This window comes from Streptomyces sp. NPDC004266, from assembly GCF_042874095.1.
GTDB lineage: Bacteria > Actinomycetota > Actinomycetes > Streptomycetales > Streptomycetaceae > Streptomyces.
In genome coordinates, this window is sequence record NZ_JBIAMM010000005.1 from 120,016 (window position 1) to 143,427 (window position 23,412).

Below are 23,412 nucleotides of genomic sequence, written 5' to 3' on the forward strand. Positions count from 1 at the left end.
GGGCAAGCCTGCCGCACTCACGCTTCGGCGCCGCCCGAACCGTCGGAGGCGGTCGCGGAGCGGCGGGCCGGGACCGCCTCGTACTGCAGCCGCAGACCGTCGAGCAGCGCCCGCAGGCCCGTCTCGAACGCGCCCTCGTCGACCTTCTGGCGGCGCTCCGCGAGGAGGTGGGCCTGGCCGAGGTGGGGATAGTCGGCGGGGTCGTAGGCCGTCTCGTCGTCGACGAAGCCGCGCGCGAAGGAGCCGAGGGCCGAGCCGGTGATGAAGTACCGCATCAGCGCGCCGATGGAGGTGGCCTGGGCCGGGGGCCAGCCCGCCCGGACCATGGCGCCGAAGACGGCGTCGGCGACCTTCAGGCCCGCGGGGCGGCGGCCCGGCCCCTGGGCGAGGACGGGGACGATGTGCGGGTGGTCGGCGAGGGCCGCGCGGTAGGAGACCGCCCAGTCGTGCAGCGCCGTCCGCCAGTCCCGGCCGTCGTCCGCCGCGAACATCGACAGGTCGATCTTCGCGCTCACCGCGTCCGCGACCGCGTCGAGGATCTCGTCCTTCGTGCGGAAGTGGTTGTAGAGCGAGGGGCCGCTCACGCCGAGTTCGGCGGCGAGCCGCCGGGTGGAGAGCGCCGCGAGGCCCTCCGCGTCCACGAGCGCGCCCGCCGTCTCGACGATGCGTTCTCGGCTGAGCAGGGGCTTGCGCGGTCGGGCCATGGCGCACATAGTAGGCCCGCACCAGAAAAACTAGCAGTGGTAATTAAATGGCCGAGTGGGGTGGCACCGCATGAATCTGGAACTGAGCGAGGAGCAGGAGGCCGTACGGCGGCTCGCCGAGGACTTCGTCGCGCGCGAGGTCACCCCGCACGCCGTCGCGTGGGACCGCGCCGAGCAGGTGGACCGCGCCGTCGTGAAGAAGCTCGGCGCCGTCGGCTTCCTCGGGCTCACGATCCCGGAGGAGTACGGCGGTTCGGGCGGCGACCACCTCGCGTACTGCCTCGTCACCGAGGAGCTGGGGCGCGGGGACTCCTCCGTGCGCGGCATCGTCTCCGTCTCCCTCGGCCTGGTCGCCAAGACGATCGCCTCCTGGGGCACGGAGCGGCAGAAGCGGGAGTGGCTGCCCCGGCTCGCCTCCGGCGAGGCGCTCGGCTGCTTCGGCCTCACCGAGCCCGGCACCGGCTCCGACGCCGGGAACCTGGCCACCCGCGCCGTGCGGGACGGCGACGCGTACGTCGTCAACGGCGGCAAGATGTTCATCACCAACGGCACCTGGGCCGACGTCGTGCTGCTCTTCGCCCGCACGAACGACACGCCCGGCCACAAGGGCGTCTCCGCCTTCCTCGTCCCCGCCGACACCCCCGGCCTCACCCGCCGCCCCGTCCACGGCAAGCTCGGCCTGCGCGGCCAGGCCACCGCCGAGCTCGTCCTGGAGGACGTCCGCGTCCCGGCCGACGCCATGCTCGGCCCCGAGGGCAAGGGCTTCGCCGTCGCCATGTCCGCCCTCGCCAAGGGGCGCATGTCGGTCGCCGCCGGCTGCGTCGGCATCGCGCAGGCCGCCCTCGACGCGGCCGTGCGGTACGCGGGGGAGCGCGAGCAGTTCGGAAAGCCCATCGCCTCGTACCAGCTGGTCCAGGAGCTCCTCAGCGACATCGCCGTCGACGTGGACGCCGCCCGGCTGCTCACCTGGCGGGTCGCCGACCTGATCGACCGGGGCCGGGACTTCGCCACCGCCGCCTCCAAGGCCAAGCTGTACGCCTCCGAGGCCGCCGTCCGCGCCGCCAACAACGCCCTCCAGGTCTTCGGCGGCTACGGCTACATCGACGAGTACCCGGTCGGGAAGCTGGTGCGCGACGCCCGCGTCATGACCCTCTACGAGGGCACCAGCCAGATCCAGAAGCTCATCATCGGCCGGGCGCTGACGGGGGTCTCGGCCTTCTGAGTACGTCGCTGAGTACGCGGACGGATGTGGCGCCCGCCACATCCGTCCGATCCTTGGCTCCATGAGCGACACACCGGTCAAGCAGCAGAACACCGCCGCCTACTACATGCAGGCCGTCATCTCCTTCGGGATCGCGATCGCCGCCGTGGCCATCGGCGTCTACCAGCTCGACGCCAGCGCCTGGGTCCGGGCCTTCCTCGCGATCTCGGTCCTCTACCTCACGACCTCGGCCTTCACCCTCGCCAAGGTCGTCCGCGACCGCCAGGAGGCCGGCCAGATCGTCAGCCGGGTCGACCAGGCCCGCCTGGAGAAGCTCCTCGCCGAGCACGACCCCTTCCAGAAGCTCTGAGGGCGGCCCGCCGCTCGGACTCTAAGCGCTTGCTCACCCTCGTTGTATGGTGTTCGTCCTGACGGGGTCCGAGAAGGAGTGTGGGATGAGCGCGGCGGAGGAGACGCCCGGGGGCGAGGACATGCCCTGGGACGAGGTCACGCCCGAGGCGGCCCGGCGGCTGCTCGTGGCCGCCGTCGAGGCGTTCGCCGAGCGCGGCTACCACGCCACCACCACCCGGGACATCGCGGGCCGCGCCGGGATGAGCCCGGCCGCGCTCTACATCCACTACAAGACCAAGGAAGAGCTGCTCCACCGGATCAGCCGCATCGGCCACGACAAGGCCCTGGAGATCCTCCGGGCCGCGGCCGACGGCGACGGCACCGCCGCCGAGCGGCTCGCCGACGCCGTCCGCTCCTTCGTCCGCTGGCACGCCGAGCGCCACACGACCGCGCGCGTCGTCCAGTACGAGCTCGACGCGCTCGGGCCCGAGCACCGCGCCGAGATCATCGAGCTGCGCCGCGAGTCCGACGCGACCGTCCGACGGATCCTCGAAGAGGGCGCGGCGGCGGGCGAGTTCGACGTGCTCGACGTGTCCGGCACCGCGGTCGCCATCCTCTCCCTCTGCATCGACGTCTCGCGCTGGTTCAACACGCAGGGCCGCCGGACGGCCGACGAGATCGGCGTGCTCTACGCCGATCTCGTCCTCAGGATGGTCGGCGCTCAGAAGTAGTAGCGGGAGACCGACTCGGCCACGCAGACCGGCTTCTCGGAGCCCTCGCGCTCCACGGTCACCGCCGCCGTCACCTGCACGCCGCCGCCCGCCTCCTCGACCTTCGTCAGGACCGCGGTGGCGCGCAGGCGCGAGCCGACCGGGACGGGGGCGGGGAAGCGCACCTTCTCCGTCCCGTAGTTGAGGCCCATCTTCATGCCCTCGACCCGCAGCACCTGCGGGACGAACAGCGGCAGGAGGGACAGCGTCAGGTAGCCGTGCGCGATCGTCGTGCCGAAGGGGCCGGTCGCGGCGCGCTCCGGGTCCACGTGGATCCACTGGTGGTCCCCGGTCGCCTCCGCGAAGAGGTCGATCCGCTTCTGGTCGACCTCCAGCCAGTCGCTGTGCCCCAGCTGCTCGCCCACCCCCGCGCGCAGCTCCTCGGCGGAGGTGAAGATCCTCGGCTCGGCCATGTGTCCTCGTCCCTTCTCGTACGGCATACCCGATGGTCGGTGTCTAAGCGCTTGCTCAGCATGTGGGGTGCGGGGGCCGCTGTCAACGGTCTCCTGCGGCCCACCAGTAGGGTTTCCCGAGTGCCGCATATTCCAGAGAAGCTCCACGAACTCACCGTCGGCCAGCTCTCCGCCCGCAGCGGGGCCGCCGTCTCCGCCCTGCACTTCTACGAGGCGAAAGGGCTCATCAGCAGCCGCCGCACCAGCGGGAACCAGCGCCGCTACGGCCGCGACACGCTCCGCAGGGTCGCCTTCGTCCGGGCCGCGCAGCGGGTCGGGATCCCCCTGGCCACCATCCGGGAGGCACTGGCCCAGCTCCCCGAGGAGCGCACGCCCACGAACGAGGACTGGGCCCGGCTCTCCGAGGCCTGGCGCACCGAACTCGACGAGCGCATCAAGCAGCTCGGCCGGCTCCGGGACCATCTGACGGACTGCATCGGGTGCGGGTGCCTCTCCCTGGAGACGTGCGTGCTGTCCAACCCCGACGACCGCTTCGGCGAACGGATGGCGGGCTCCCGGCTCCTCCCGGTGCGCCCCGCCCCGGGCACCACGACCTAGCCCCCCGCCGCCGTGCGGGCGGTGCACGGCGGGGCGGTGCCCCCGTCCACCGCCGTGTGGGCAGTCGTCCCGCTGGGCGGGACGGGTGGGCACACGGGACGGCGCCCTTTCGCGGCGCCTCCGCGTTCCGCGCCTGGACCCGCACCCCGGGCTCGGCGCGCAACGGGGTGCGGGTTCAGGCGCGGGAGCCTCTGGCGCCGGCAAGGGGCGCCGTTCCGTTGTGCCCACCCTCCCCCAAGCTCTCGGCTTCGCTCGAGCAGGGGGGACCCCCCTCGCCCCAGCGGAACGCCTGCCCACAACGGGGTGGCGGGGGCATCGCCCCGGTGAGTGCGGGCCCACGACGGGGGGCGGGGCGCCGCCCCGGCGGGGGCGCCCCGTACCGGAAGGGCTTACGCCGCTGAGGCCAGGCGGCGGTGTCGGTCGTCGCGGGCCCGCGCCAGCACCCCCGAGGTCAGGACCGCGCGCGGGACGCCCACCCCGCAGTCCCCGCACACCGGACCGCGCCCCGGTCCCGCCCATTCGATCCGCGGCCCCGCGCACACCGGGCACGCCTCGCCCGGTCCCCGCTCCAGGGCGCTGATGAGCCGTCGCAGCACCTCCGGCAGCGGGTCCGAGGGGTGCACCGCCGGGTCCTCGCAGCGGACCACGCCGTTCCCGCCCCAGACCCGCCGGTGCCAGTCGTCGAGCGCGCCGAGCCCGCGCAGCCCCTCCTGCTTCTCGCGCCGCCGCCGGGCGGCGAACCGCTCCTCGTACGCGAGCCACACGGCCCGCGCCTCCTCCAGTTCGTCGAGCGCGGCCACCAGCCGCCCCGGGTCGAGCTCCCGGTCCTCGGGACCGAACCTGTGCCGGCGGCACAGATGGTCCCAGGTCGCGCGGTGCCCGTAGGGCGCGAACCTCTCCAGGCACTTGCGCAGCGAGTACCTGCGCAGCGCCGTGTCGCACCCCGGATCGCGCACCTGTCTCGCGAGACTCCGGAAACCGGCCATCCCTCGCCACCTCCGTCGCTGTTCCTTCGGCGATATCAGAGGGACGAACGGGAGCCCCGCCGTGTTCCATCGAAAATCCGATGGGAGCCATCAGTGGGGCGGAAGGGACGGTTCACCGGCCCGTCCGGGACGCCGACACCACCACCCGGGCCAGCTCGGGACGGCATATGTCGCTGTGCGAGCGGACCGCCTCGGCCGCGTCCACGCTCACGCATCCCGAGCCCGGCACCCCCTCGCGCAGGACCTCCGCGAGGGTCCGCGCCACCGTCCCCGGCACCGCCTGCACGCCGTCGTGCCCGATCGCGCCCCAGCGCGGGTCGTCCGTGCCGAGCAGTCCCGCCCCGGCACCGGTCAGCGACGCGGAGTCGTTCGCCAGCCGGGACGCCAGCGGGTACATCACCCCGAGCGCCGTGTCGTGCCGCGAGTGGCAGGCCACCACCGGCCCCCGCACCCGGTGCTGGAGGTCCCGCAGCGCACCGGACCGCCCGGGGTCGTGCGGCAGCCGCGCCGCGAACGCGTAGTGCGAGAAGGCGCCCTGAAGGAGCGTCACGGAGGCGACCGGCCGGGCCCCGGCGGGCAGCCCCCGCAACGCGTACGCGACGAGCCGGGCGCCCATGCTGTGGCCCACGAGGTGGACCCGGAGTCCGGGGGCGGTCCGCGCGACCTCGCCGAGCAGCGCTCCGAGCCCGTGCTCGCCGACCTGCCCGGCCCGCTTCTTCATCACGTAGTACGTGGCCTGCCGCAGCGCCTCCCCGGCGCCCTTCCAGTACTTCCTCAGGCTCGCGCCGAAGGTCTCCGGCGGGCGTCCCTCCACGCCCTCCACCGCCCCGGTGAACAGGGCGCACACCGCCACCGGGTCCGCGACCAGGAAGTCCGGGACCGGCTCCCCCAGGGCCACGGACTCCACGCGCACGTCCGTGAGTTCCCGCAGCAGTGCCCCGAACTCGTCGAACGCCGACTCCGACGCGGGCGCCGCGTCGAGCAGCTCCATGAGCCGCCCGACGACCGGCTCCTTCTCCGGAAGGACCGTCACGAGCGCCCGGTAGTCGGGCACCGGCTCGTCCGAGAACATCATCGAGGGCCAGATCACCCCCGCGTACCCCGCCTCCACCCCGGGCGCGAGCAGCCCGGGGAAGGGGGCGAAGAAGTCGGAGCACAGGCGGGTGGCGCCGGACGGCGAGCTGTTCCACCCGTGGGCGAAGACCACCAGGTCGCCGACCCCCCGGCGCGCCAGCGCGGCCAGTTCCGAGGCCTGTCCCGGCGGCCCGTCGCCGTCCTTGTCGAAGGTGATCTCCCGGTACGGCTCCACACTCATCCCGGTCACGGCCAGACCGTCCCTCCACGTCGAGGGGGCCGCAGCGCCGAGTGCGCCCCGTGCGCGGGCGGCGGCTCCTCGGCGAGCATGCCCGCGCACGGTCCCGCTCAGACGTGCGACGCCGCGTCAGCGCAACCGGGCCGCCGAGATCCCGGGGAAGTGGATCAGCAGGTCGTAGGCGGCGGAGAGCCGCATCGGCACCGCGTCGCCGGGCCAGGGGAAGGCCGTCCCGATCTGCCGGACCGGCCGGGGCGCGGACAGCCAGTCGCGCGCCCCCGGAGCCGTACGCCTCATGTCCAGGTAGAACGGGCCGGACGCGACCCGGTCCAGGGTGTGGGCGCTGCTGTCGGGGCCGAGCGGGGCGACGGTGAAGACCCGGACCGGTTCGCCCGGGGCCCCGGTGTCGTGCGCGTTGAAGGAGCCCCGCCCGAAGGAGGCGCCCACGCTCACGTAGTCCCGGCCGAGGGCGTCCCGCAGGAAGGCGCCCTGGGGCCGGGGGTACCGGTCCGGGTTCGACGTCTCGTAGCCGACGTGCCCGTTGTGCGCGGAGAGCACGATCCGGTCGCCGGTCCGCCGCTGCCACCACACGGTGTTCTCGGCCATGACCCGGTCGCGGTAGAGCATCGCCGCGGCGACCCCCTCCGGTGCCGTCAGGTCGTGGGCGTACTCGGTGCCGACCTGGGCGATCGCGCGCGCGTGCTGCACCGCCCAGAGGTGCGCCTCACGCGCCCCGGGGCCCTTGCCGGGGCTCTGCCGCTCCAGGAGGGCGAGGGCGCGGTTCACGTCGCCGGCCATCCGCTGCCGCTCGGCGCGGGGCCGCTCCATGTAGCCCTTCATCCAGGCCTCGACCTCGCCCGTGGGCCGGGAGTCCCGGTACAGCTCCCGGAAGCGGGGGAGGAGCGCCGGGTGGACGCGGGCGACGTACGAGGCGACGGCGTCGAAGAGGTTCGGGCCGGCGTAGCCGAGGTCGTTGCCCATGAAGCGGACCTGGTGTGCGGGGTGGAGCCGGTTGTGCTCGCGCATCCAGAGGAAGAGGTCGAGGTACTCCTCGGTGTTCCAGAGGCGGTACGACTCCTGAAACTCGTCCCGCATGATCGCCCGGATGTCGCCCCGGCCGGTGCGGACCCACTCGTCGACGAGGAGGCCGGTGGACCAGTTGGCCTCCAGGGCGAAGGTGGTGAACCCCCGGGACTCCACGAGGTGTTCGAAGATCCGGTGCTTGGCGGTGAAGAACTCCGCCGAGCTGTGGGTGGCCTCGCCGAGGCCGACGACCTTGGCCGAGCCGACCATCCGGTCGAGCGGGCGCAGATCGGTCAGGGGCCGGGCGGAACGGGCGAGTTCCCGCGCGGGATCGGGGCCGGCCGGCGCCGCGGCGGCGGCCGCGGCGGGCGCCAGGGTGCCCAGGCAGGCGGCGAGGAGGAGCCCGACGAGCGGCAGGCGGTGCGGACGGCGGCGTAAGGAGAGGTTCATGTGCCCCAGCGTGGTCGGCGGGACGCCCGGGGGGCCATCCCGCCCGCACCCGTACCGCACGGGGGTTCACCCCCCCTCTCAGCGGTACAGCAGGTACTCCTCGCGCACCGCCCGGAAGGTCCTCAGGTCCGCTTCCCAGGCGCCGACGACCTCGTCCACGCCCGCGCCCGCGTCGATCAGGGTCCGCACCCGGGTCGACCCCGTCAGCTTGTCGATCCAGTGGTCGGCGCGCCAGGCGAAGCCGGACCACGAGTTCCGGGCGGTGACCAGGAGCCCGATGCCGGTCCGTACCGGGTCGAAGGACTCCCGGTCGTGGACGTGCAGCTGCACCCCGCCCACCGTCCTCCCCTGGAACTTGGAGAAGGTCGGGGCGAAGTACGCCTCGCGGAACCGGACCCCGGGCAGGCCGAGGGCGTTCGCCGCCTCCGCCCACCGCCGGTCGACGCCCTCGGCGCCGAGGAGTTCGAAGGGCCGGGTGGTGCCCCGTCCCTCGGAGAGGTTCGTGCCCTCGAAGAGGCACGTGCCGGAGTAGACGAGCGCGGTCTCCGGCGTCGGCATGTTCGGGCTGGGCGGCACCCACGGCAGTCCGGTCGCGTCGAAGAACTCCGTCCGTCGCCACCCCGTCATCCGTACGGTCTCCAGGGCGACGGGCGCGGCCAGGAACTCGCCGGCGAAGAGCTCCGCCAGCTCCGCCACCGTCATGCCGTGCGCCTGCGCGATCGGCTCCCGTCCGACGAAGGTGGCGAACGCCCGGTCCAGGACGGGGCCGAGCGCCGCCCGTCCGGTCACCGGGTTCGGCCGGTCCAGGACCACGAACCGCTTCCCGGCGAGGGCGGCGGCCGCCATGCAGTCGTACAGCGTCCAGATGTACGTGTAGAAGCGGGCGCCGACGTCCTGGACGTCGAAGACGACGGTGTCCACCCCGGAGGCGGTGAAGACGTCCGCCAGCGGCTGCCCGCTCTTCAGGTACGTGTCGTAGACGGGCAGACCGGTCGCCGGGTCGTCGTACCGCCCCTCGGAGCCGCCCGCCTGGGCGGTGCCCCGGAAGCCGTGCTCGGGGCCGAAGACGGCGACCAGGTCCACCCGCTCGTCGGCGTGCATCACGTCCACGACGTGGCGGGCGTCCGGGGTGACGCCGGTCGGGTTGGTGACGACGCCGACCCGTTCGCCCGCCAGGAGCGCGTATCCGTCGGCCGCGAGCCGTTCGAAGCCGGTCCGCACGCGGCCGTGACCGGACGCGACGGGGGCGGGGGCGGCGTTCGCGGCCGTGGAGCCGGCCGCCGCCGCCCCGAGGGCGCCTCCGGCGGCCAGCAGACTCCGACGCGACAGGCTCATGCGGGACCTCCTCGCCAGCGACACGAGCACGCACGCTAGCGCTCCTGACCGCTCCGGGGAACGAGGCGTGCGGAACGGGTCTTCCGCCACTCCATACCGACTGGTTAGTCTGTCCCGGTCGTCACAGCCGAGAGGTGGGTCCATGTCCGCGGACACGAACGAGCTCCAGGGCGCCGGTGTCGTCGTCACCGGCGCGGGCGGCGGCATCGGCGCCGCCCTCGCCCGCCGCTTCGCCGCCGAGGGCGCCCGCGTCGTCGTCAACGACCTCGACCCCGGGCGCACCAAGGCCGTCGCCGAGGAGATCGGAGCCGTCCCCGTCCCCGGCGACGCCTCCGCCGTCGTCGACGAGGCCCGCGAGGCCCTCGGCGGCACCGTCGACGTCTGGTGCGCCAACGCCGGACTCTCCTCGCCCGGCGACGCCTTCGCCGACGAGGACGTCTGGGCCGCCGCCTGGGACGTCAACGTCATGGCCCACGTCCGCGCGGCCCGCGCCCTCCTCCCGGAGTGGCTGGAGCGCGGCAGCGGCCGCTTCGTCTCCACCGTCTCCGCCGCCGGACTGCTCACCATGATCGGCGCGGCGCCGTACAGCGTCTCCAAGCACGGCGCGTACGCCTTCGCCGAATGGCTCTCCCTCACCTACCGCCACCGCGGCCTGAAGGTCCACGCGATCTGCCCGCAGGGCGTCCGCACGGACATGCTCACCGCCGCCGGATCCGCCGGCGAGCTCGTCCTCGCCCCCACCGCCATCGAGCCCGAGGACGTCGCCGACGCGCTCCTCGACGCCATCGCGGCCGACCGCTTCCTCGTCCTGCCCCACCCCGAGGTCGCCGGCTACTACCGCAACCGCGCCACCGACCCCGAGCGGTGGCTGAGCACCATGAACCACGTCCAGCGGACCTGGGAGACGGGCACCGGTCGGCCGTAGGCCCCGGCGGATGGGAAGATCTCACGGCGGGAACGCGTTCCCGTGACCGAAAACGATCATCGAGGAAGGCGGCGGAGCATGGCCAGGACGACGGAAGGGAGCGGCGCCCCCGTCCCCCAGAGGCTCCTCGCCGCCGCCACCCGGCTCTTCGCCGAGCGGGGCTACGACCGCACCTCCGTCCAGGAGATCGTCGAGGCCGCCGGGGTCACCAAGGGCGCGCTCTACCACTACTTCGGCTCCAAGGAGGACCTCCTCCAGGAGGTCTACTCCCGTGTCCTGCGCCTCCAGCAGGAGCGGCTCGACGCCTACGCGGACGCCGACGCGCCCGTCGAGGACCGGCTGCGCGACGCCGCCGCGGACGTCGTCGTCACGACCATCGAGAACCTCGACGACGCGTCCATCTTCTTCCGCTCCATGCACCACCTGAGCCCGGAGAAGCACAAGCAGGTGCGGGCCGAGCGGCGCCGCTACCACGAGCGCTTCCGGGCCCTGATCGAGGAGGGCCAGCGGACGGGCGTCTTCTCCTCCGCCACGCCCGCCGACCTCGTCGTCGACTACCACTTCGGCTCCGTGCACCACCTGTCCACGTGGTACCGCCCGGACGGCCCCCTCACCCCCGAGGAGGTCGCCGCCCACCTCGCCGACCTCCTCCTCCGGGCCCTCCGTCCATAAGCCGCGCCTACAGGTACTTCTTCAGCTCCCGGCGCGCCAGCGACCGCTGGTGCACCTCGTCCGGACCGTCCGCCAGCTTCAGCGTCCGGGCCGCCGCCCACAGCTCGGCCAGCGGGAAGTCCTGCGAGACACCGCCCGCCCCGTGCGCCTGCACGGCCTTGTCGATGATGTCGACGACCGCGCGCGGGGTCGCGATCTTGATGGCCTGGATCTCGGTGTGCGCGCCCTGGTTGCCGACGGTGTCCATGAGCCAGGCCGTCTTGAGGACGAGCAGCCGCAGCTGCTCGATGGTGACCCGGGCGTCGGCGATCCAGTTCTGCACCACGCCCTGCTGGGCGAGCGCCTTGCCGAAGGCGGTACGGGAGACGGCGCGCCGGCACATCAGCTCGACCGCCCGCTCCGCCATGCCGATGAGCCGCATGCAGTGGTGGATGCGGCCGGGGCCGAGCCGGGCCTGCGCGATGGCGAAACCGCCGCCCTCCTCGCCGACGATGTTCGAGGCCGGGACCCGGACGCCGTCGAAGACCACCTCGGCGTGGCCGCCGTGGGAGTGGTCCTCGTACCCGTAGACCTGCATCGCGCGCCGGACCTCGACGCCCGGGGTGTCGCGCGGCACGAGGATCATCGACTGCCGGCGGCGGACGTCCGGGCCGTCGGGGTGGGTCTTGCCCATGACGATGAAGATCCTGCAGTCCGGGTTCATCGCCCCGGAGATGTACCACTTGCGCCCGTCGACGACGTACGAGTCGCCGTCCCGCCGGATCCGGGTCTCGATGTTGGTCGCGTCGGAGGAGGCGACCTCGGGCTCGGTCATCGCGAAGGCCGAGCGGATCTCGCCGGCGAGGAGCGGCTCCAGCCACTGCTTCTTCTGCGCCTCGTCGCCGAACTGGGCGAGCACCTCCATGTTCCCGGTGTCCGGGGCGGCGCAGTTGAGGGCGGTCGGGGCGAGGTGCGGGCTGCGGCCGGTGATCTCGGCGAGCGGCGCGTACTGGAGGTTGGTCAGCCCGGCACCGTACTCCTCGTCGGGGAGGAAGAGGTTCCAGAGCCCCTGCCGCCTGGCCTCCGCCTTGAGCTCCTCCACGACCGGCGGGGCGTCCCAGGGGGAGGCGAGCCGGGCGCGCTGCTCCTCGGCGACGGCCTCGGCCGGGTAGACGTGCTCGTCCATGAAGGCGAGGAGTTTCGCCCGCAGTTCCTCGGTGCGGGCGTCGTACGCGAAGTCCATGGCGGATCAGCCTTCCTGAAGGGTGGTGAGGCCGTGCTCGATGAAGACGGGGACGAGTTCGCCGATGCGGTCGAAGCCGGCGCCGACCGTCTGCCCGAGGGTCCACCGGTAGTGGATGCCCTCCAGGATCACGGCGAGTTTGAACCAGGCGAAGGCCGTGTACCAGGCGAGCCCGGAGGTGTCGCGGCCCGAGCGGGCCGCGTAGCGCTCGACCAGCTCGGCCGCGCTCGGATGCCCGGCGGCGGTGGCGGTCGTGGAGATGGGGGAGCCCGGCAGGTCGAGCGGGGTGCTGTACATGACGAGGAGGCCGAGGTCGGTGAGCGGGTCGCCGAGCGTGGACATCTCCCAGTCGAGGACGGCCCGGATCCGGTCGTCCTCCCCGACGAGGACGTTGTCGAGCCGGTAGTCGCCGTGGATCACGGTCGGCGGCGGGGAGGCGGGCAGCGCGCGCCCGAGGGCGGCGTGCAGCTCGTCGATCCCGGGTAGTTCGCGGCCGCGCGAGGCGTCGAGCTGCTTGCCCCAGCGGCGCAGCTGCCGGTCCAGGAAGCCGTCCGGGCGGCCGAAGTCGCCGAGCCCCGCGGCCTCCGGATCGACGGCGTGCAGGTCGACGAGGGTGTCGACCAGGCCGAGGACGGTGGCGCGGGTGCGCTCCGGGCCGAGCGCGGCGAGCTCACGGGCCGAGCGGTACGGCGTCCCGTCGACGAAGTCCATGACGTAGAACGGCGCGCCGAGCACCGACTCGTCTTCGCAGAACAGGACCGTCCCGGGGACGGGCACGCCCGTCGCCCCCAGGGCGCTGATGACGCGGTGCTCGCGCCGCATGTCGTGGGCGGTGGCGAGGACGTGGCCGAGCGGGGGGCGGCGGACCACCCAGCGGCCGGTGCCGTCGCTCACGGCGTACGTCAGGTTCGACCGGCCGCCCTCGATCAGCCGGGCCTCCAGGGGGCCGGAGAGCAGCCCGGGCCGCTCGCGGTCGAGGAACCGGCGCAGCTGCTCGGGGTCGAGTCCTGGCGGCGGGGCGGAGCTCATGGGTGCGTACCTCCGGATCGGGTTCGTCGGCGCTCATGATGACCGACCAGTCGGTATGCAGTCCAGAGGAGGCGGCGGGAAAGCGTGTCCGCATCCTGGTGGCGGGTCTCATCCATGAATAGGGTTCACATATGGATGCGAAGCTGATCGTCGACGAAGTCCGGCTCACCCCGATCCTCATCTCCGACCCGCCCCTCCTCAACACCCAGGGCGTCCACCAGCCGTACACGCCCCGGCTCGTGGTCGAAGTGATCACCAGGGGAGGGGCGAGCGGACTCGGGGAGACCTACGGCGACGGCGTCTACCTGGACACCGCCCGGCCGCTGGCCGAGGCGCTGCCGGGCCGACTGGTCACGGATGTGAATGGCCTCTTCGCGCTGGCGTCGGAGACCGCGGGCACGGCGGACGCCGAGGTCTCCGAGCTCTCCGGGGACACCGGCGTCGACGCGAGCGGTCTGCGCGGGGTCCGCACCGCCGACAAGCTCCGGCTCTCCGTCGTCTCCGCCTTCGAGACCGCCTGCCTCGACGCGCTCGGCAGGACCCTCGGCCTGCCCGTCCACGCCCTCCTCGGAGGCAAGGTCCGCGACGAGGTCGAGTACAGCGCGTACCTCTTCCACAAATGGGCCGGCACCGACGACTGGGGCGCGGCCCTCGACCCCGCCGGCATCGTCGCCCAGGCCCGCCGCTTCGACCGGGAGTACGGCTTCCGGTCCTTCAAGCTCAAGGGCGGGGTGTTCGAGCCCGCGCGGGAGATCGCCGCGATCCGGGCGCTCGCCGACGCCTTCCCCGGCCGCCCGCTCCGCCTCGACCCCAACGGCGCCTGGTCCGTGGAGACCTCGCTCGCCGTCGCCCGCGAACTGAAGGACGTCCTGGAGTACCTGGAGGACCCGGCGAGCGGCACCGCCGCCATGGCCGAGATCGCCGCCCGCACGGACGTCCCGCTCGCCACCAACATGTGCGTGACGACCTTCGAGGAGGTCCCGGAGGCCTTCGCCGCCGGAGCGGTACGGATCGTCCTCTGCGACCACCACTACTGGGGCGGACTCCACCGCACCCGCGAACTGGCCGCGCTCTGCCGGACGTACGGCGTCGGGCTCTCCATGCACTCCAACACCCACCTGGGAATCAGCCTCGCCGCCATGACCCAGGTCGCCGCCACGCTGCCCGGCCTCCACCACGCCTGCGACACCCACTACCCGTGGCAGACGGAGGACGTCGTCACCACCCGCCCCGTCTTCCGGGCGGGCCGGCTCGCGGTCTCCGACGCGCCGGGCCTCGGCGTCGACCTGGACCGCGAGGCGCTCGCGACGCTGCACCGGCGCTGGCTCGACGACGACGGCACGTTCAGGGACCGGGACGACGCGGCGGCGATGCGAACGGCCCACCCGGACTGGACCCCGACCACGTGGTGACACCGGTGCGGACCGCGCCCGGCTGGGCGGTGCCGCCCCGCCCCGCCCCGTGTGGGCAATCGTCCCGCTGGGCGGGACGGGTGGGCACACGGGACGGCGCCCTTCAGCGGCGCCCCCGCGTTCCGCGCCTGGACCCGCACCGACAGCGGCGGCGCACAACGGGGTGCGGGTTCAGGCGCGGGAGCCTCTGGCGCCGGCAGGGGCGCCGTTCCGTTGTGCCCACCCGTTCCGCCCCTTGCGGAACGCCTGCCCACAACGGGGGTGGCGGGGGGCACCGCCCCCGTGGCGGGCGGGGGAGGTCAGGCGTGGCAAGCCACCGGCACGCCTCCGTTCATCGCCGCCATGTCCCCGAAGACCGCCACCGGATCGAGCGGCGACCCCTCCGGCAGCCCCTCCAGTTCCGCGTACGCCCGGTGCAGGTTCGCCACGAGCCGCTCGCTCTCGCGCCACGCGGCGAACTCGCCGAGCTCCGCCCGCCGGGCAGTCTCCAGGGGCGTCGCCCCCTTCGCGTACCCCTCGACGGCGAGCTCCCGCACCCAGAGCAGGTACCGCTCCGTGGTGTCGTACGCCGTGGGGTCGGTCACCCGTCCGTGCCCCGGCACCACCGTCGACGCGTCGAGGGAGCGCAGCAGGTCGAGCGCGCGCAGCGAACCGGCGAGCGAACCCATCGGCAGGAACGGCGTCCCGCCGTGGAAGATCAGGTCGCCGGTGAAGACGACGCCCTGCTCCGGGAGATGGACGATCGAGTCGCCGGTGGTGTGCGCGGCGCCGGGGTGGAGCAGCCGCACCTCGATCCCGCCGACGTACAGCGTGAGCCGCTCGCTGTACGTCACGGAGGGCGGCAGGATGTCGACCCGTCCGAAGTCGGTCTGCGGCCACAGCAGATGGAGCTGGTGGCCGGCCGCGAGCTGCTCGGAGCGGCAGTTCTCGTGTCCCACGATCCGCGCCTCGGGGCGGAAGACCCCGTTGCCGTAGGTGTGGTCGCCGTGGTGGTGGGTGGAGACGATGGTGCGGGGCAGCGGCAGCCCTTCGGCGAGCACCGCCTCGCGCAGCAGCTTCGCGCGCCGCTCGGTGGCGGCGGTGTCGACGAGCAGCGACTCGTCCGCGTCCCCGACGAACCCGGCGTTGTTCAGGCACCAGCCGCCGTCGGGCTGGACGAAGGCGTGCACGTGCGGAGCGAGCGTGACCACATAGGGATCGGTGGCAGACAAAGGGATTCCCCCGGATGAGAGCCCGACTGGACAGGGGGAAGACTGCCAGTCGGCCCCGGCCCGGGGGAAGCCGGAACGGACTACTCCTCGTCCCATCCCTGCGCCGCCGCGAAGGCGTCCCCGTACTCCGCCGACCACCGGCCCAGCGCCTCGATCGGTCCGAGCAGCGAACGGCCCAGCGCGGTCAGCGCGTACTCGACCCGGGGCGGCGTCTCCTCGTACGCCCGCCGTTCCACCAGGGCGTACCCCTCCAGGCGCCGCAGCGTCTCCGTCAGCACCTTCGCGCTGATCCCGCCGATCTCCGCCCGCAGTTCGCCGGGGCGGCGCGGTCCGTCCGCGAGGGCGTACAGCACGACCCCGTTCCAGGTGTGGGAGAGCAGGTCGAAGCCGAGCCGCGCCCGGCAGTCCGCGAGGAGCCGGTCGGTAACCATCTGGTAAGTCGCCCCCTGCCTACGGTCGTTCACGACAGCACGCGGCAACGGTACGTGAGGGAGGACGCCCCATGCGGGTGGGAGTACTGGGTACGGGAGCGATGGCACGGGCGCTCGGCGGCGGATGGGTCGGGGCGGGCCACGAGGTCCTCGTCGGCGGCCGGGACGCGGAGCGGACCTCCGCGCTCGCCGCGAGCACGGGGGCCGGGCCGGGCACCCTCGCCGAGGCGGCCCGCTTCGGGGAGGCGACCCTCCTGGCCCTGCCGTACGACGCGGTCCTGCCGGCCCTCGAAGCGGCGGGCCCCGTCGGCTCGTTCGGCGGCCGGATCCTGATCGACTGCACCAACGCCGTCGGTCCGGGACCTGTCCTCACCACCGGCGAGGGCCCCGGCGCCGCCCGCACCATCGCCGCGGCGACGGGAGCCCGGGTGGTGAAGGCCTTCAACCACGTGACGCCGGCGGTGTGGAGCCGTACCCCGCCCGTCTTCGCGGACGGACCGGTCGCCGTCCCCCTGTGCGGGGACGACGAGGAGGCCCTCGCGCTCGTCTCCGCCCTCGCCGCCGACCTGGGCTGCGCCCCGTTCGTCGCCGGTCCGCTGGCCCACGCGGACCTCCTGGAGGCGACGACCGCCTTCCTCATCGGCCTCTGGACCTCGGGCCGCGACCCGCGCGCCATGCTCCCGCCGCCGGCGGCGCTCGGCGGCTGACGCCCCGGCTTGCGGGCCGGCCCGGTCGCACCGAGGGTCGGGGGTATGAAGGCGATCAGTTACAGCCGGTACGGCGGCCCCGAGGTGCTGGAGTACGGCGAGCTGCCCGATCCGAAGGTCGGCCCCGACGAGGTCCTGGTCGAGGTGCGGGCGGCCGCCGTCAATCCCGTGGACTGGAAGGCGCAGGCCGGGTATCTCGACGGCATGCTCGACGCCGTCTTCCCGGTCGTCCCCGGCTGGGACGTCTCCGGCGTCGTGGTCCGGCTCGGCGTCTCCGTCCCCGAGTACGCCGTCGGGGACGAGGTCATGGGGTACGTCCGCGAGGACGTCCTCGCGCACGGCACCTTCGCCGAGTACGTCGCCGCCCCCGTCCGCACCCTCGCCCGCAAGCCCCGCGCCTTCGGGTTCGAGGAGGCCGCGGCCCTCCCGCTCGTCGGCCTCACCGCGTACCAGGTGCTCCAACGGCCCCAGGCCCTCGCGGTGCGCCCCGGCGACACCGTCCTCGTGCACGCGGCGGCCGGCGGGGTCGGCTCGATGGCCGTGCAGATCGCCCGCCACCTCGGCTGCCGGGTGATCGGCGCGGCCCGGGAGGCGGGCCTGGAGCGGATCGCGGAGCTCGGCGCCGAGCCCGTCCGCTACGACGAGGAGACCTTCACCGACCAGGTCCGCGCCCTCGCCCCGCAGGGCGTCGACGCCGTCCTCGACACCATCGGCGGACCGTTCCTGAAGCTCTCCGCCGGGCTCCTCGCCCCCGGGGGCCGCCTGGCCTCGATCGCCGACGGCGAGGTCCTCGCCCTCGGCGGCCGCTACTTCTGGGTCCGTCCCGACGCGGCCGACCTCGCGGTCCTCGCCGACCTGGCAGACGCGGGCGTCCTCACCGTACGGGTGGCGAGGACGTTCCCCCTGGAGCAGGCGGCCGAGGCCCAGCGCGCCAACGCGGCGGGCGGCCTGAACGGCAAGGTCGTGGTGACCGTCCCCTAGCCCTTCTCCGGGCCTGCTCCGCCGGACGGCCCCTGGCGCGGTCTCACCAGATCACCGTCGCCCCGAGGGCGGCGAGCGCGATCGTGCACACCGTGGCGAGCAGCGCGCCCCGACGGGAGAGCGGGAGCGGCCGGGCCGCGCCCAGGGAACGGATCCTGCGGTGGGCCACGGCCAGGAAGGCGACCCACACCAGGGACGAGAGCGCGAGCCCGGTCAGCTCCCGCGCCGTGACCTCGTCGCTGACCACCAGCTTCACGGCGAGCACCGCGACGACCGTGCACGACAGGGTCGTACGCCGCCACGCCAGCCGGGTCCGCTCCGGCTGGAGTCCCGGATCCCGGGCCTCACCGGCCGAACTCACCGTCCGGCCCAGCCGAAGACGACGAGCACCACCATCGCGAGGGCCACGACGGCCACCGCGAGGCTGAGCAGCGCCGGGAACCGGGACACCGGGAGGTCCTCGCCCCGGCGCATGGCCCGTTCGCAGCGCACCCAGTGGTTCACCGCCCGCAGGGCGCACAGCACACCGGCGGCGAGCAGCGCGAGCGCGAGCCCGACGCGCACGCCCCAGCGCAGGTCCGGCAGGAACTGGTCGACGGCGAAGCCGCCGCCGATCAGGGCGAGCGCGGTCCGGATCCAGGCCAGGAAGGTCCGCTCGTTGGCGAGGGAGAAGCGGTAGTCGGGCGTGTCGCCCTCGTCCCGGATCCGCTGCGGCGCGAACCACAGTCGCAGGCTCTGCACGAAATCGCTCACCTGTGCACCCTAACGGCCGGGTGATCGGCCCGCCCGGCACCGGCCGCGGGCCCCGTTCCACGAGATCGGCCCGCCGGCACCGGCACCGGCTCCCGGTCCGTTCCGCGCCGGCCCGGGTCTCAGCCCGCCGGACGCGCGCCGCCGTTCTCCTCCGCCCGCAGCAGCTCGTACGCGGCGAGGCCGTCCGGCACCCACTCCCAGGCGTCCGCCGTCCCGGGCAGCCGGGCGGCCAGCTCCTCGTCGGTGAGGAAGCCGTGCCAGGCGACCTCCTCGGCCTGCGGGTCGACCGGCAGTTCGCAGCGGACCTCGTAGACGGCCGACCACCACTTCCCGGCCACGCCCCCGGAGTCGTACAGGAACCGCGTCACCGGCTCGGGGCGGGGCAGCCCGGACACGCCGAGCTCCTCCTCGGCCTCCCGCAGCGCGGCCTCGTCGTAGGACTCGCCGGCGCCGACGACCCCGCCGACGAACATGTCGTACAGGGAGGGGAAGACCAGCTTCGTCGGCGTCCTGCGGTGGACGAAGACCCTGCCCTCGGCGTCCCGGACCCGGACGAAGACGCATCGGTGGATCAGGCCCCGCGCGTACACCTCACCGCGCGGGGCCTGCCCGATCACCCTGTCCTGCTCGTCGACGACGTCGAGGATCTCTTCGGAGGCGCTCATGCGCCCATGAAATCACTGCCCCATGACGTACTTGACCGTCGGACCGGTCGTCCAGCCGCCGTCCACGGCGAGCTCCGCGCCCGTCACGTACGAGGCGGCGTCCGAGAGGAGGAAGACGACCGCGCCCGCGATCTCGTCGGCCTCGCCGACCCGGCCCATCGGCGTGTTCGGGTACCTGCCCTCCCCGCGCTCGATGCCGACGGAGGCCGTCATCGGGGTGTAGGTCATGCCGGGGTGGACGGAGTTGACGCGGATCCTCGCCGTGCCGAGCTCCACCGCGCCGATCTTCGTCAGACCGCGCACGCCCCACTTGGAGGCGCCGTACCCGGCGGTCAGGGCCAGGCCCATCAGGCCGGCGGCCGAGGAGATGTTGACGATCGAGCCGCCGCCGGCCTCCTTCATCGCCGGGATCGCGGCCTTCATGCCGATGAAGACACCGGTCAGGTTGATGTCGAGGACCTTGCGGAAGTGCTCGACGGACTCGGTCTCCAGGAGCGCGCCGGTGGATATGCCCGCGTTGTTCACCAGACCGTGCAGCCCGCCGAACTCCGCCACCGCGAAGGCGACCGCCGCCGCCCACTCCTCCTCGGAGGTCACGTCGTGGTGGAGGAACCGGGCCCGCTCCCCGAGCGCCTCGGCGGTGGCCTTGCCGTCCTCGTCGAGGACGTCGGTGACCACGACGTTCGCGCCGGCGGCCACGGCCTGCCGGGCGGCCTCGGCGCCCAGGCCGCGGGCGCCGCCGGTGATGAGCACGGTCTTGCCGGTGAGGTCGTTCATGAGGGATCCCTTCGGGGTCTTCGGGTCTTCAGACGCTCCGGGGCTGTGCGGCCCGGAGAAGCGCGGTGGTGGTCTCGACGAGGTCGGCGAGGAAGAGCGGCTCGTCCGTGAGGGGCTCGGTGCCGTCGAGGTACTGCCGGGCCCGGTCCGCCATCGCCGCGCCCACCACGGTCAGCGCCAGGTCGAGGCGCTCCAGGAGCAGCGGCTCGGGCAGGCCGTCGGCGGCGAGCCGGTCCGCCATCCGCTCGATCAGGCGCCAGTAGGCGGTGCCGGCGAGCGTGGGGTGGGGGGTGCGGGTGCGCACGCCGCTCTCGTGGCTGAGCTGCGCGGAGATCCGCAGGCAGCGGCGGCCCCGGTCGGTGCGCAGCTCCCCGGACTCGGCGGTGACGAGTGCGGCGACCAGGTCCGCCAGGTCCTCGCCGGCGGCGTCGAGGAGGGGGGCGAGCACCTGTTCCGTACGGGCCTGGCGCCCGGCCATGACCGCGTCGAGCAGCCCCGCGCGCGAGCCGAAGTGGTACTGCACGGCGGAGGGGTTGGCCTGTCCGGCCCGTGCCACGACGTCGCGCAGCTGTGCGCCGTCGACGCCCTGGGCGGCGAAGAGCTCCTCCGCCGCGCGGATCAGTTTCTCCCGGGTCTCGGGCCCTGACGTCCTTGCCATGTCCTCATATTAATGCTCGACATTAGAAAACGGAAAGGCCGGACGGTTGACTCGATACATCCGTGTATCCAAGATGCGGTCCATGTCCTACGACGCTGATGTGATCGTGATCGGAGCGGGCCTCGCCGGCCTCGTCGCCACCGCCGAGCTGGTCGACGCCGGCCGCTCCGTGATCCTCCTCGACCAGGAACCCGAGCAGTCCATCGGCGGCCAGGCCCACTGGTCCTTCGGCGGCCTGTTCCTCGTCGACTCGCCCGAACAGCGCAGGATGCGCGTCAAGGACAGCCACGCCCTGGCCCTGCAGGACTGGTACGGCACGGCGGGCTTCGACCGCACCGAGGACCACTGGCCGAGGAAGTGGGCCGAGGCGTACGTCGACTTCGCCGCCGGCGAGAAGCGCGCCTGGCTCCACGCGCGCGGGGTGCGGTTCTTCCCCGTGGTCGGCTGGGCCGAGCGCGGCGGCTACGACGCGAACGGCCACGGCAACTCCGTCCCCCGCTTCCACATCACCTGGGGCACCGGGCCCGGCCTCGTCGCCCCCTTCGAGCGCAAGGTCCGCGAGGGCGCCGCCCGCGGGCTCGTCGACCTCCGCTTCCGCCACCGCGTCACCGGACTCGGCCGCACGGCCGGAGCCGTCGACACCGTCTCCGGCGAGGTCCTGGCCCCCTCCACCGCCGCCCGCGGCACCGCGTCGAGCCGCGAGGTGACGGGTGCCTTCGAACTCCGCGCCCAGGCCGTGATCGTCACCTCCGGCGGCATCGGCGGCAACCACGACCTCGTCCGCGCGCAGTGGCCCGCCCGGCTCGGCACCCCGCCCGCCAAGCTGCTCTCCGGCGTCCCCGCCCACGTCGACGGACTGATGCTCGGCATCGCCGAGAAGGCCGGTGCCCACCACATCAACCGCGACCGGATGTGGCACTACACCGAGGGCATCGAGAACTGGGACCCCATCTGGGCCCGCCACGGCATCCGCATCCTGCCCGGACCCTCCAGCCTCTGGCTCGACGCGACCGGCAAGCGGCTCCCCGTCCCGCTCTTCCCCGGCTTCGACACCCTGGGCACCCTCGAACACATCATGCGGACCGGCCACGACCACACCTGGTTCGTCCTCGACAAGCGCATCATCGGCAAGGAGTTCGCGCTCTCCGGCTCCGAACAGAACCCCGACCTCACCGGCAAGTCCGTCCGCGACGTCCTCGGCCGCGCCCGCGCCGACGTACCGGCCCCCGTGCGGGCCTTCATGGACCACGGCGTCGACTTCGTCGTCGAGGACGACCTTTCCGCCCTCGTCCGCGGCATGAACGCGCTCACCGGCGAACCCCTGATCGACGAGGCCGCCCTGCGCCGCGAGATCACCGCCCGGGACCGCGAGATCGCCAACCCCTTCACCAAGGACCTCCAGGTCACGGCGATCCGGGGCGCCCGCAAGTACCTGGGCGACAAGCTGATCCGCACGGCGTCCCCGCACCGCATCCTCGACCCGAAGGCGGGCCCGCTGATCGCCGTCCGCCTCAACATCCTCACCCGCAAGTCCCTGGGCGGCCTGGAGACCGACCTCGACTCCCGCGTCCTGACGGAGGGCGGCGAGCCCCTGGAGGGCGTGTACGCGGCGGGCGAGGCGGCCGGCTTCGGCGGCGGCGGGGTCCACGGCTACCGCTCCCTCGAGGGCACCTTCCTCGGCGGCTGCGTCTTCTCGGGCCGGGCGGCGGGCCGGGCGGCGGCGAAGGCGGTCGGCTGACGGGCCCCACCCGGCTGACGGGCCCCGCCCGGCTGACGGCCCCCCGGCCCGCGGTCCGACGGGCCCGCTGTCCGACGGGCCCGACCCCGCATGTGGTACGGGTCACACGCCGGGCCCTTCGTGTCGCGACCCTCCCCGGCGCCCAGGATGAGGCCATGGAGATAGGCATCGCACTGCCCCAGTACGGCACCCATGCCCGCGCCGACCGCGTCGCGGCCTTCGCGCGGGACGCCGAGGACGCGGGGTTCGACTCGTTCTGGGTCGGCGACCGCGCCCTGACCCCGGTCGAGCCCGGCGACCTCTACCCGGGGCACACGCCGGAGAACCCGTACCCCCACCAGTACAGGACCTTCCTCGACCCGCTGACCGTGCTCACCGTCGCCGCCGCCGCGACCTCCCGCGCCCGGCTGGGCATGAGCACCCTCAACGGGCCCTGGTACCCGCCCGTCCTGCTCGCCCGCTCCCTCACCTCGCTCGACCAGGTCAGCGGCGGGCGCCTCGACGTCGGTCTCGGCATCGGCTGGCTGCGGGACGAGTACACCGCCGTCGGCGCCGACTTCGGCCGGCGCGGCCCCCTCCTCGACGAGCTGCTCGACGTCCTCCACGGCTTCTGGACCCGGGAGGAGTTCGGCCACGAGGGGCAGCGGTGGACCATCCCCGTCTCGTACGTGGGACTCCGCCCCGTCCAGCAGGCCGGCCCGCCCGTCTACCTGGGCGGCTTCAGCCCCGCGGCCCTGCGCCGGGTCGGCCGCCGGGCCGCCGGCTGGGTCGGCGCCGTCCTGCCGCCCGGGGTGGCCGAGGGCCTGTGGGACGTGGCGCGGCGCGCCGCCGAGGAGGCGGACCGCGACCCGGACGCGCTGCGCCGGCAGATCCGCTTCAACCCCGCCCCCGGCGCCACGGCGGACGCGATCGCCGGCGTGCTCTCCGGCGTGCGGGACACCGGCGCCGACGGCTGCTTCGTCGACCTCCAGCAGTCGGTCGACTCGCCCGGCGAGGCCCTGGAGCTCGGGGTGAAGGTCCTGGGCCTGCTGCGGGGCTGAGCACGGCGGAGGGGCCCCGGACACCCGGGGCCCCTCCACGCGGACGAGG

At 73.8% G+C, this 23,412-nt stretch carries 26 protein-coding genes; 11 read left to right on the forward strand and 15 right to left on the reverse strand.

Annotation, left to right across the window (positions count from 1 at the left end):
- Window positions 1–17: 17 nt before the first annotated feature.
- The gene (locus ACFYUZ_RS14225; RefSeq protein WP_389308769.1) at window positions 18–704 is read right to left on the reverse strand and encodes a TetR/AcrR family transcriptional regulator; all 687 of its coding nucleotides are present in this window, start codon (window positions 702–704) and stop codon (window positions 18–20) included.
- A gap of 70 nt (window positions 705–774) precedes the next feature.
- Between ACFYUZ_RS14225 and ACFYUZ_RS14230 the strand changes: the two genes are divergently transcribed.
- From ACFYUZ_RS14230 to ACFYUZ_RS14240, 3 genes are all read left to right on the forward strand, one after another.
- Window positions 775–1,926, forward strand: coding sequence for an acyl-CoA dehydrogenase family protein (locus ACFYUZ_RS14230; protein WP_389308771.1), 1,152 nt, complete (start codon window positions 775–777; stop codon window positions 1,924–1,926).
- A gap of 61 nt (window positions 1,927–1,987) precedes the next feature.
- Window positions 1,988–2,275 (forward strand): YiaA/YiaB family inner membrane protein, encoded by a 288-nt coding sequence (locus ACFYUZ_RS14235; RefSeq protein WP_123450699.1) that lies wholly within the window; start codon window positions 1,988–1,990, stop codon window positions 2,273–2,275.
- Between the two features lie 85 nt (window positions 2,276–2,360).
- Window positions 2,361–2,987: a TetR/AcrR family transcriptional regulator gene (locus ACFYUZ_RS14240; protein ID WP_389308773.1), complete on the forward strand. Its 627-nt coding sequence runs from the start codon at window positions 2,361–2,363 to the stop codon at window positions 2,985–2,987.
- On the opposite strand, the gene ACFYUZ_RS14245 is transcribed toward ACFYUZ_RS14240, so the two are convergent.
- A complete protein-coding gene (locus ACFYUZ_RS14245; RefSeq protein ID WP_190160086.1) occupies window positions 2,978–3,439 on the reverse strand; it encodes a MaoC family dehydratase in 462 nt (153 codons plus the stop codon). The genes ACFYUZ_RS14240 and ACFYUZ_RS14245 overlap by 10 nt on opposite strands.
- A gap of 120 nt (window positions 3,440–3,559) precedes the next feature.
- Between ACFYUZ_RS14245 and soxR the strand changes: the two genes are divergently transcribed.
- Entirely contained in the window at window positions 3,560–4,036 is a 477-nt protein-coding gene (soxR, locus tag ACFYUZ_RS14250; RefSeq protein ID WP_389308775.1) for a redox-sensitive transcriptional activator SoxR, read from the forward strand.
- 389 nt (window positions 4,037–4,425) lie between these two features.
- On the opposite strand, the gene ACFYUZ_RS14255 is transcribed toward soxR, so the two are convergent.
- From ACFYUZ_RS14255 to ACFYUZ_RS14270, 4 genes are all read right to left on the reverse strand, one after another.
- Complete coding sequence (locus tag ACFYUZ_RS14255; RefSeq protein ID WP_389308777.1) at window positions 4,426–5,022, reverse strand: hypothetical protein; 597 nt, start codon at window positions 5,020–5,022, stop codon at window positions 4,426–4,428.
- Window positions 5,023–5,134: 112 nt separating this feature from the next.
- On the reverse strand, window positions 5,135–6,337 hold the full coding sequence (locus ACFYUZ_RS14260) for a serine-threonine protein kinase (protein ID WP_389309324.1): 1,203 nt from the start codon (window positions 6,335–6,337) through the stop codon (window positions 5,135–5,137).
- A 126-nt stretch (window positions 6,338–6,463) separates the two neighbouring features.
- Window positions 6,464–7,807: an erythromycin esterase family protein gene (locus ACFYUZ_RS14265; protein WP_389308778.1), complete on the reverse strand. Its 1,344-nt coding sequence runs from the start codon at window positions 7,805–7,807 to the stop codon at window positions 6,464–6,466.
- 78 nt (window positions 7,808–7,885) lie between these two features.
- Window positions 7,886–9,142 carry an exo-beta-N-acetylmuramidase NamZ domain-containing protein gene (locus ACFYUZ_RS14270; RefSeq protein ID WP_389308780.1) on the reverse strand — a complete coding sequence of 419 codons (1,257 nt, stop codon included), beginning with the start codon at window positions 9,140–9,142 and terminating at the stop codon, window positions 7,886–7,888.
- Window positions 9,143–9,284: 142 nt separating this feature from the next.
- Between ACFYUZ_RS14270 and ACFYUZ_RS14275 the strand changes: the two genes are divergently transcribed.
- Together ACFYUZ_RS14275 and ACFYUZ_RS14280 are read left to right on the forward strand one after the other, a co-directional pair.
- Window positions 9,285–10,067: an SDR family oxidoreductase gene (locus tag ACFYUZ_RS14275; protein ID WP_389308782.1), complete on the forward strand. Its 783-nt coding sequence runs from the start codon at window positions 9,285–9,287 to the stop codon at window positions 10,065–10,067.
- Window positions 10,068–10,145: 78 nt separating this feature from the next.
- A complete protein-coding gene (locus ACFYUZ_RS14280; protein ID WP_389308784.1) occupies window positions 10,146–10,739 on the forward strand; it encodes a TetR/AcrR family transcriptional regulator in 594 nt (197 codons plus the stop codon).
- 7 nt (window positions 10,740–10,746) lie between these two features.
- On the opposite strand, the gene ACFYUZ_RS14285 is transcribed toward ACFYUZ_RS14280, so the two are convergent.
- Window positions 10,747–11,961: an acyl-CoA dehydrogenase family protein gene (locus tag ACFYUZ_RS14285; protein WP_389308786.1), complete on the reverse strand. Its 1,215-nt coding sequence runs from the start codon at window positions 11,959–11,961 to the stop codon at window positions 10,747–10,749.
- 6 nt (window positions 11,962–11,967) lie between these two features.
- Window positions 11,968–12,990: a phosphotransferase family protein gene (locus tag ACFYUZ_RS14290; RefSeq protein WP_389308788.1), complete on the reverse strand. Its 1,023-nt coding sequence runs from the start codon at window positions 12,988–12,990 to the stop codon at window positions 11,968–11,970.
- Window positions 12,991–13,121: 131 nt separating this feature from the next.
- On the opposite strand from ACFYUZ_RS14290, the gene ACFYUZ_RS14295 reads away from it, so the two are divergent.
- The gene (locus ACFYUZ_RS14295) at window positions 13,122–14,402 is read left to right on the forward strand and encodes an enolase C-terminal domain-like protein (RefSeq protein ID WP_389308790.1); all 1,281 of its coding nucleotides are present in this window, start codon (window positions 13,122–13,124) and stop codon (window positions 14,400–14,402) included.
- A 299-nt stretch (window positions 14,403–14,701) separates the two neighbouring features.
- Here the strand turns inward: ACFYUZ_RS14295 and ACFYUZ_RS14300 are convergent, their stop codons facing one another.
- Window positions 14,702–15,613, reverse strand: a complete 912-nt coding sequence (locus tag ACFYUZ_RS14300; protein ID WP_389308792.1) for an MBL fold metallo-hydrolase — start codon at window positions 15,611–15,613, stop codon at window positions 14,702–14,704.
- Window positions 15,614–15,693: 80 nt separating this feature from the next.
- Entirely contained in the window at window positions 15,694–16,044 is a 351-nt protein-coding gene (locus tag ACFYUZ_RS14305) for a winged helix-turn-helix transcriptional regulator (protein ID WP_389308794.1), read from the reverse strand.
- A 71-nt stretch (window positions 16,045–16,115) separates the two neighbouring features.
- On the opposite strand from ACFYUZ_RS14305, the gene ACFYUZ_RS14310 reads away from it, so the two are divergent.
- Together ACFYUZ_RS14310 and ACFYUZ_RS14315 are read left to right on the forward strand one after the other, a co-directional pair.
- Window positions 16,116–16,751, forward strand: coding sequence for an NADPH-dependent F420 reductase (locus ACFYUZ_RS14310; protein ID WP_389308796.1), 636 nt, complete (start codon window positions 16,116–16,118; stop codon window positions 16,749–16,751).
- Window positions 16,752–16,796: 45 nt separating this feature from the next.
- On the forward strand, window positions 16,797–17,732 hold the full coding sequence (locus ACFYUZ_RS14315; protein ID WP_389308798.1) for an NADP-dependent oxidoreductase: 936 nt from the start codon (window positions 16,797–16,799) through the stop codon (window positions 17,730–17,732).
- Window positions 17,733–17,775: 43 nt separating this feature from the next.
- Here ACFYUZ_RS14315 and ACFYUZ_RS14320 read toward each other — a convergent pair whose 3' ends face one another.
- From ACFYUZ_RS14320 to ACFYUZ_RS14340, 5 genes are all read right to left on the reverse strand, one after another.
- Complete coding sequence (locus ACFYUZ_RS14320; protein ID WP_389308800.1) at window positions 17,776–18,093, reverse strand: DUF202 domain-containing protein; 318 nt, start codon at window positions 18,091–18,093, stop codon at window positions 17,776–17,778.
- Complete coding sequence (locus tag ACFYUZ_RS14325) at window positions 18,090–18,485, reverse strand: YidH family protein (RefSeq protein WP_389308802.1); 396 nt, start codon at window positions 18,483–18,485, stop codon at window positions 18,090–18,092. Before ACFYUZ_RS14325 ends, ACFYUZ_RS14320 begins: the two co-directional genes overlap by 4 nt.
- A gap of 119 nt (window positions 18,486–18,604) precedes the next feature.
- Complete coding sequence (locus ACFYUZ_RS14330) at window positions 18,605–19,150, reverse strand: NUDIX domain-containing protein (RefSeq protein ID WP_389308804.1); 546 nt, start codon at window positions 19,148–19,150, stop codon at window positions 18,605–18,607.
- A gap of 12 nt (window positions 19,151–19,162) precedes the next feature.
- Entirely contained in the window at window positions 19,163–19,927 is a 765-nt protein-coding gene (locus tag ACFYUZ_RS14335) for a glucose 1-dehydrogenase (RefSeq protein ID WP_389308806.1), read from the reverse strand.
- Window positions 19,928–19,955: 28 nt separating this feature from the next.
- The gene (locus ACFYUZ_RS14340; protein WP_389308808.1) at window positions 19,956–20,585 is read right to left on the reverse strand and encodes a TetR/AcrR family transcriptional regulator; all 630 of its coding nucleotides are present in this window, start codon (window positions 20,583–20,585) and stop codon (window positions 19,956–19,958) included.
- Between the two features lie 82 nt (window positions 20,586–20,667).
- Between ACFYUZ_RS14340 and ACFYUZ_RS14345 the strand changes: the two genes are divergently transcribed.
- Together ACFYUZ_RS14345 and ACFYUZ_RS14350 are read left to right on the forward strand one after the other, a co-directional pair.
- Entirely contained in the window at window positions 20,668–22,323 is a 1,656-nt protein-coding gene (locus ACFYUZ_RS14345) for an FAD-binding dehydrogenase (protein ID WP_389308810.1), read from the forward strand.
- 155 nt (window positions 22,324–22,478) lie between these two features.
- Complete coding sequence (locus ACFYUZ_RS14350) at window positions 22,479–23,363, forward strand: TIGR03619 family F420-dependent LLM class oxidoreductase (RefSeq protein WP_389308812.1); 885 nt, start codon at window positions 22,479–22,481, stop codon at window positions 23,361–23,363.
- Window positions 23,364–23,412 lie beyond the last annotated feature (49 nt).

Excerpts from the sequence above, each read along its gene's own strand:
- ACFYUZ_RS14330 (WP_389308804.1), bottom strand. The coding sequence starts at position 19,150 with ATGAGCGCCTCCGAAGAGATCCTCGACGTCGTCGACGAGCAGGACAGG.
- ACFYUZ_RS14340 (WP_389308808.1), bottom strand. The coding sequence starts at position 20,585 with ATGGCAAGGACGTCAGGGCCCGAGACCCGGGAGAAACTGATCCGCGCG.
- ACFYUZ_RS14345 (WP_389308810.1), top strand. The coding sequence starts at position 20,668 with ATGTCCTACGACGCTGATGTGATCGTGATCGGAGCGGGCCTCGCCGGC.
- ACFYUZ_RS14310 (WP_389308796.1), top strand. The coding sequence starts at position 16,116 with ATGCGGGTGGGAGTACTGGGTACGGGAGCGATGGCACGGGCGCTCGGC.
- ACFYUZ_RS14350 (WP_389308812.1), top strand. The coding sequence starts at position 22,479 with ATGGAGATAGGCATCGCACTGCCCCAGTACGGCACCCATGCCCGCGCC.
- ACFYUZ_RS14260 (WP_389309324.1), bottom strand. The coding sequence starts at position 6,337 with ATGAGTGTGGAGCCGTACCGGGAGATCACCTTCGACAAGGACGGCGAC.
- ACFYUZ_RS14235 (WP_123450699.1), top strand. The coding sequence starts at position 1,988 with ATGAGCGACACACCGGTCAAGCAGCAGAACACCGCCGCCTACTACATG.
- ACFYUZ_RS14265 (WP_389308778.1), bottom strand. The coding sequence starts at position 7,807 with ATGAACCTCTCCTTACGCCGCCGTCCGCACCGCCTGCCGCTCGTCGGG.
- ACFYUZ_RS14315 (WP_389308798.1), top strand. The coding sequence starts at position 16,797 with ATGAAGGCGATCAGTTACAGCCGGTACGGCGGCCCCGAGGTGCTGGAG.
- ACFYUZ_RS14290 (WP_389308788.1), bottom strand. The coding sequence starts at position 12,990 with ATGAGCTCCGCCCCGCCGCCAGGACTCGACCCCGAGCAGCTGCGCCGG.
- ACFYUZ_RS14255 (WP_389308777.1), bottom strand. The coding sequence starts at position 5,022 with ATGGCCGGTTTCCGGAGTCTCGCGAGACAGGTGCGCGATCCGGGGTGC.
- ACFYUZ_RS14230 (WP_389308771.1), top strand. The coding sequence starts at position 775 with ATGAATCTGGAACTGAGCGAGGAGCAGGAGGCCGTACGGCGGCTCGCC.
- ACFYUZ_RS14245 (WP_190160086.1), bottom strand. The coding sequence starts at position 3,439 with ATGGCCGAGCCGAGGATCTTCACCTCCGCCGAGGAGCTGCGCGCGGGG.
- ACFYUZ_RS14335 (WP_389308806.1), bottom strand. The coding sequence starts at position 19,927 with ATGAACGACCTCACCGGCAAGACCGTGCTCATCACCGGCGGCGCCCGC.
- ACFYUZ_RS14285 (WP_389308786.1), bottom strand. The coding sequence starts at position 11,961 with ATGGACTTCGCGTACGACGCCCGCACCGAGGAACTGCGGGCGAAACTC.
- ACFYUZ_RS14295 (WP_389308790.1), top strand. The coding sequence starts at position 13,122 with ATGGATGCGAAGCTGATCGTCGACGAAGTCCGGCTCACCCCGATCCTC.
- ACFYUZ_RS14305 (WP_389308794.1), bottom strand. The coding sequence starts at position 16,044 with ATGGTTACCGACCGGCTCCTCGCGGACTGCCGGGCGCGGCTCGGCTTC.
- ACFYUZ_RS14270 (WP_389308780.1), bottom strand. The coding sequence starts at position 9,142 with ATGAGCCTGTCGCGTCGGAGTCTGCTGGCCGCCGGAGGCGCCCTCGGG.
- ACFYUZ_RS14240 (WP_389308773.1), top strand. The coding sequence starts at position 2,361 with ATGAGCGCGGCGGAGGAGACGCCCGGGGGCGAGGACATGCCCTGGGAC.
- ACFYUZ_RS14280 (WP_389308784.1), top strand. The coding sequence starts at position 10,146 with ATGGCCAGGACGACGGAAGGGAGCGGCGCCCCCGTCCCCCAGAGGCTC.
- ACFYUZ_RS14225 (WP_389308769.1), bottom strand. The coding sequence starts at position 704 with ATGGCCCGACCGCGCAAGCCCCTGCTCAGCCGAGAACGCATCGTCGAG.
- ACFYUZ_RS14275 (WP_389308782.1), top strand. The coding sequence starts at position 9,285 with ATGTCCGCGGACACGAACGAGCTCCAGGGCGCCGGTGTCGTCGTCACC.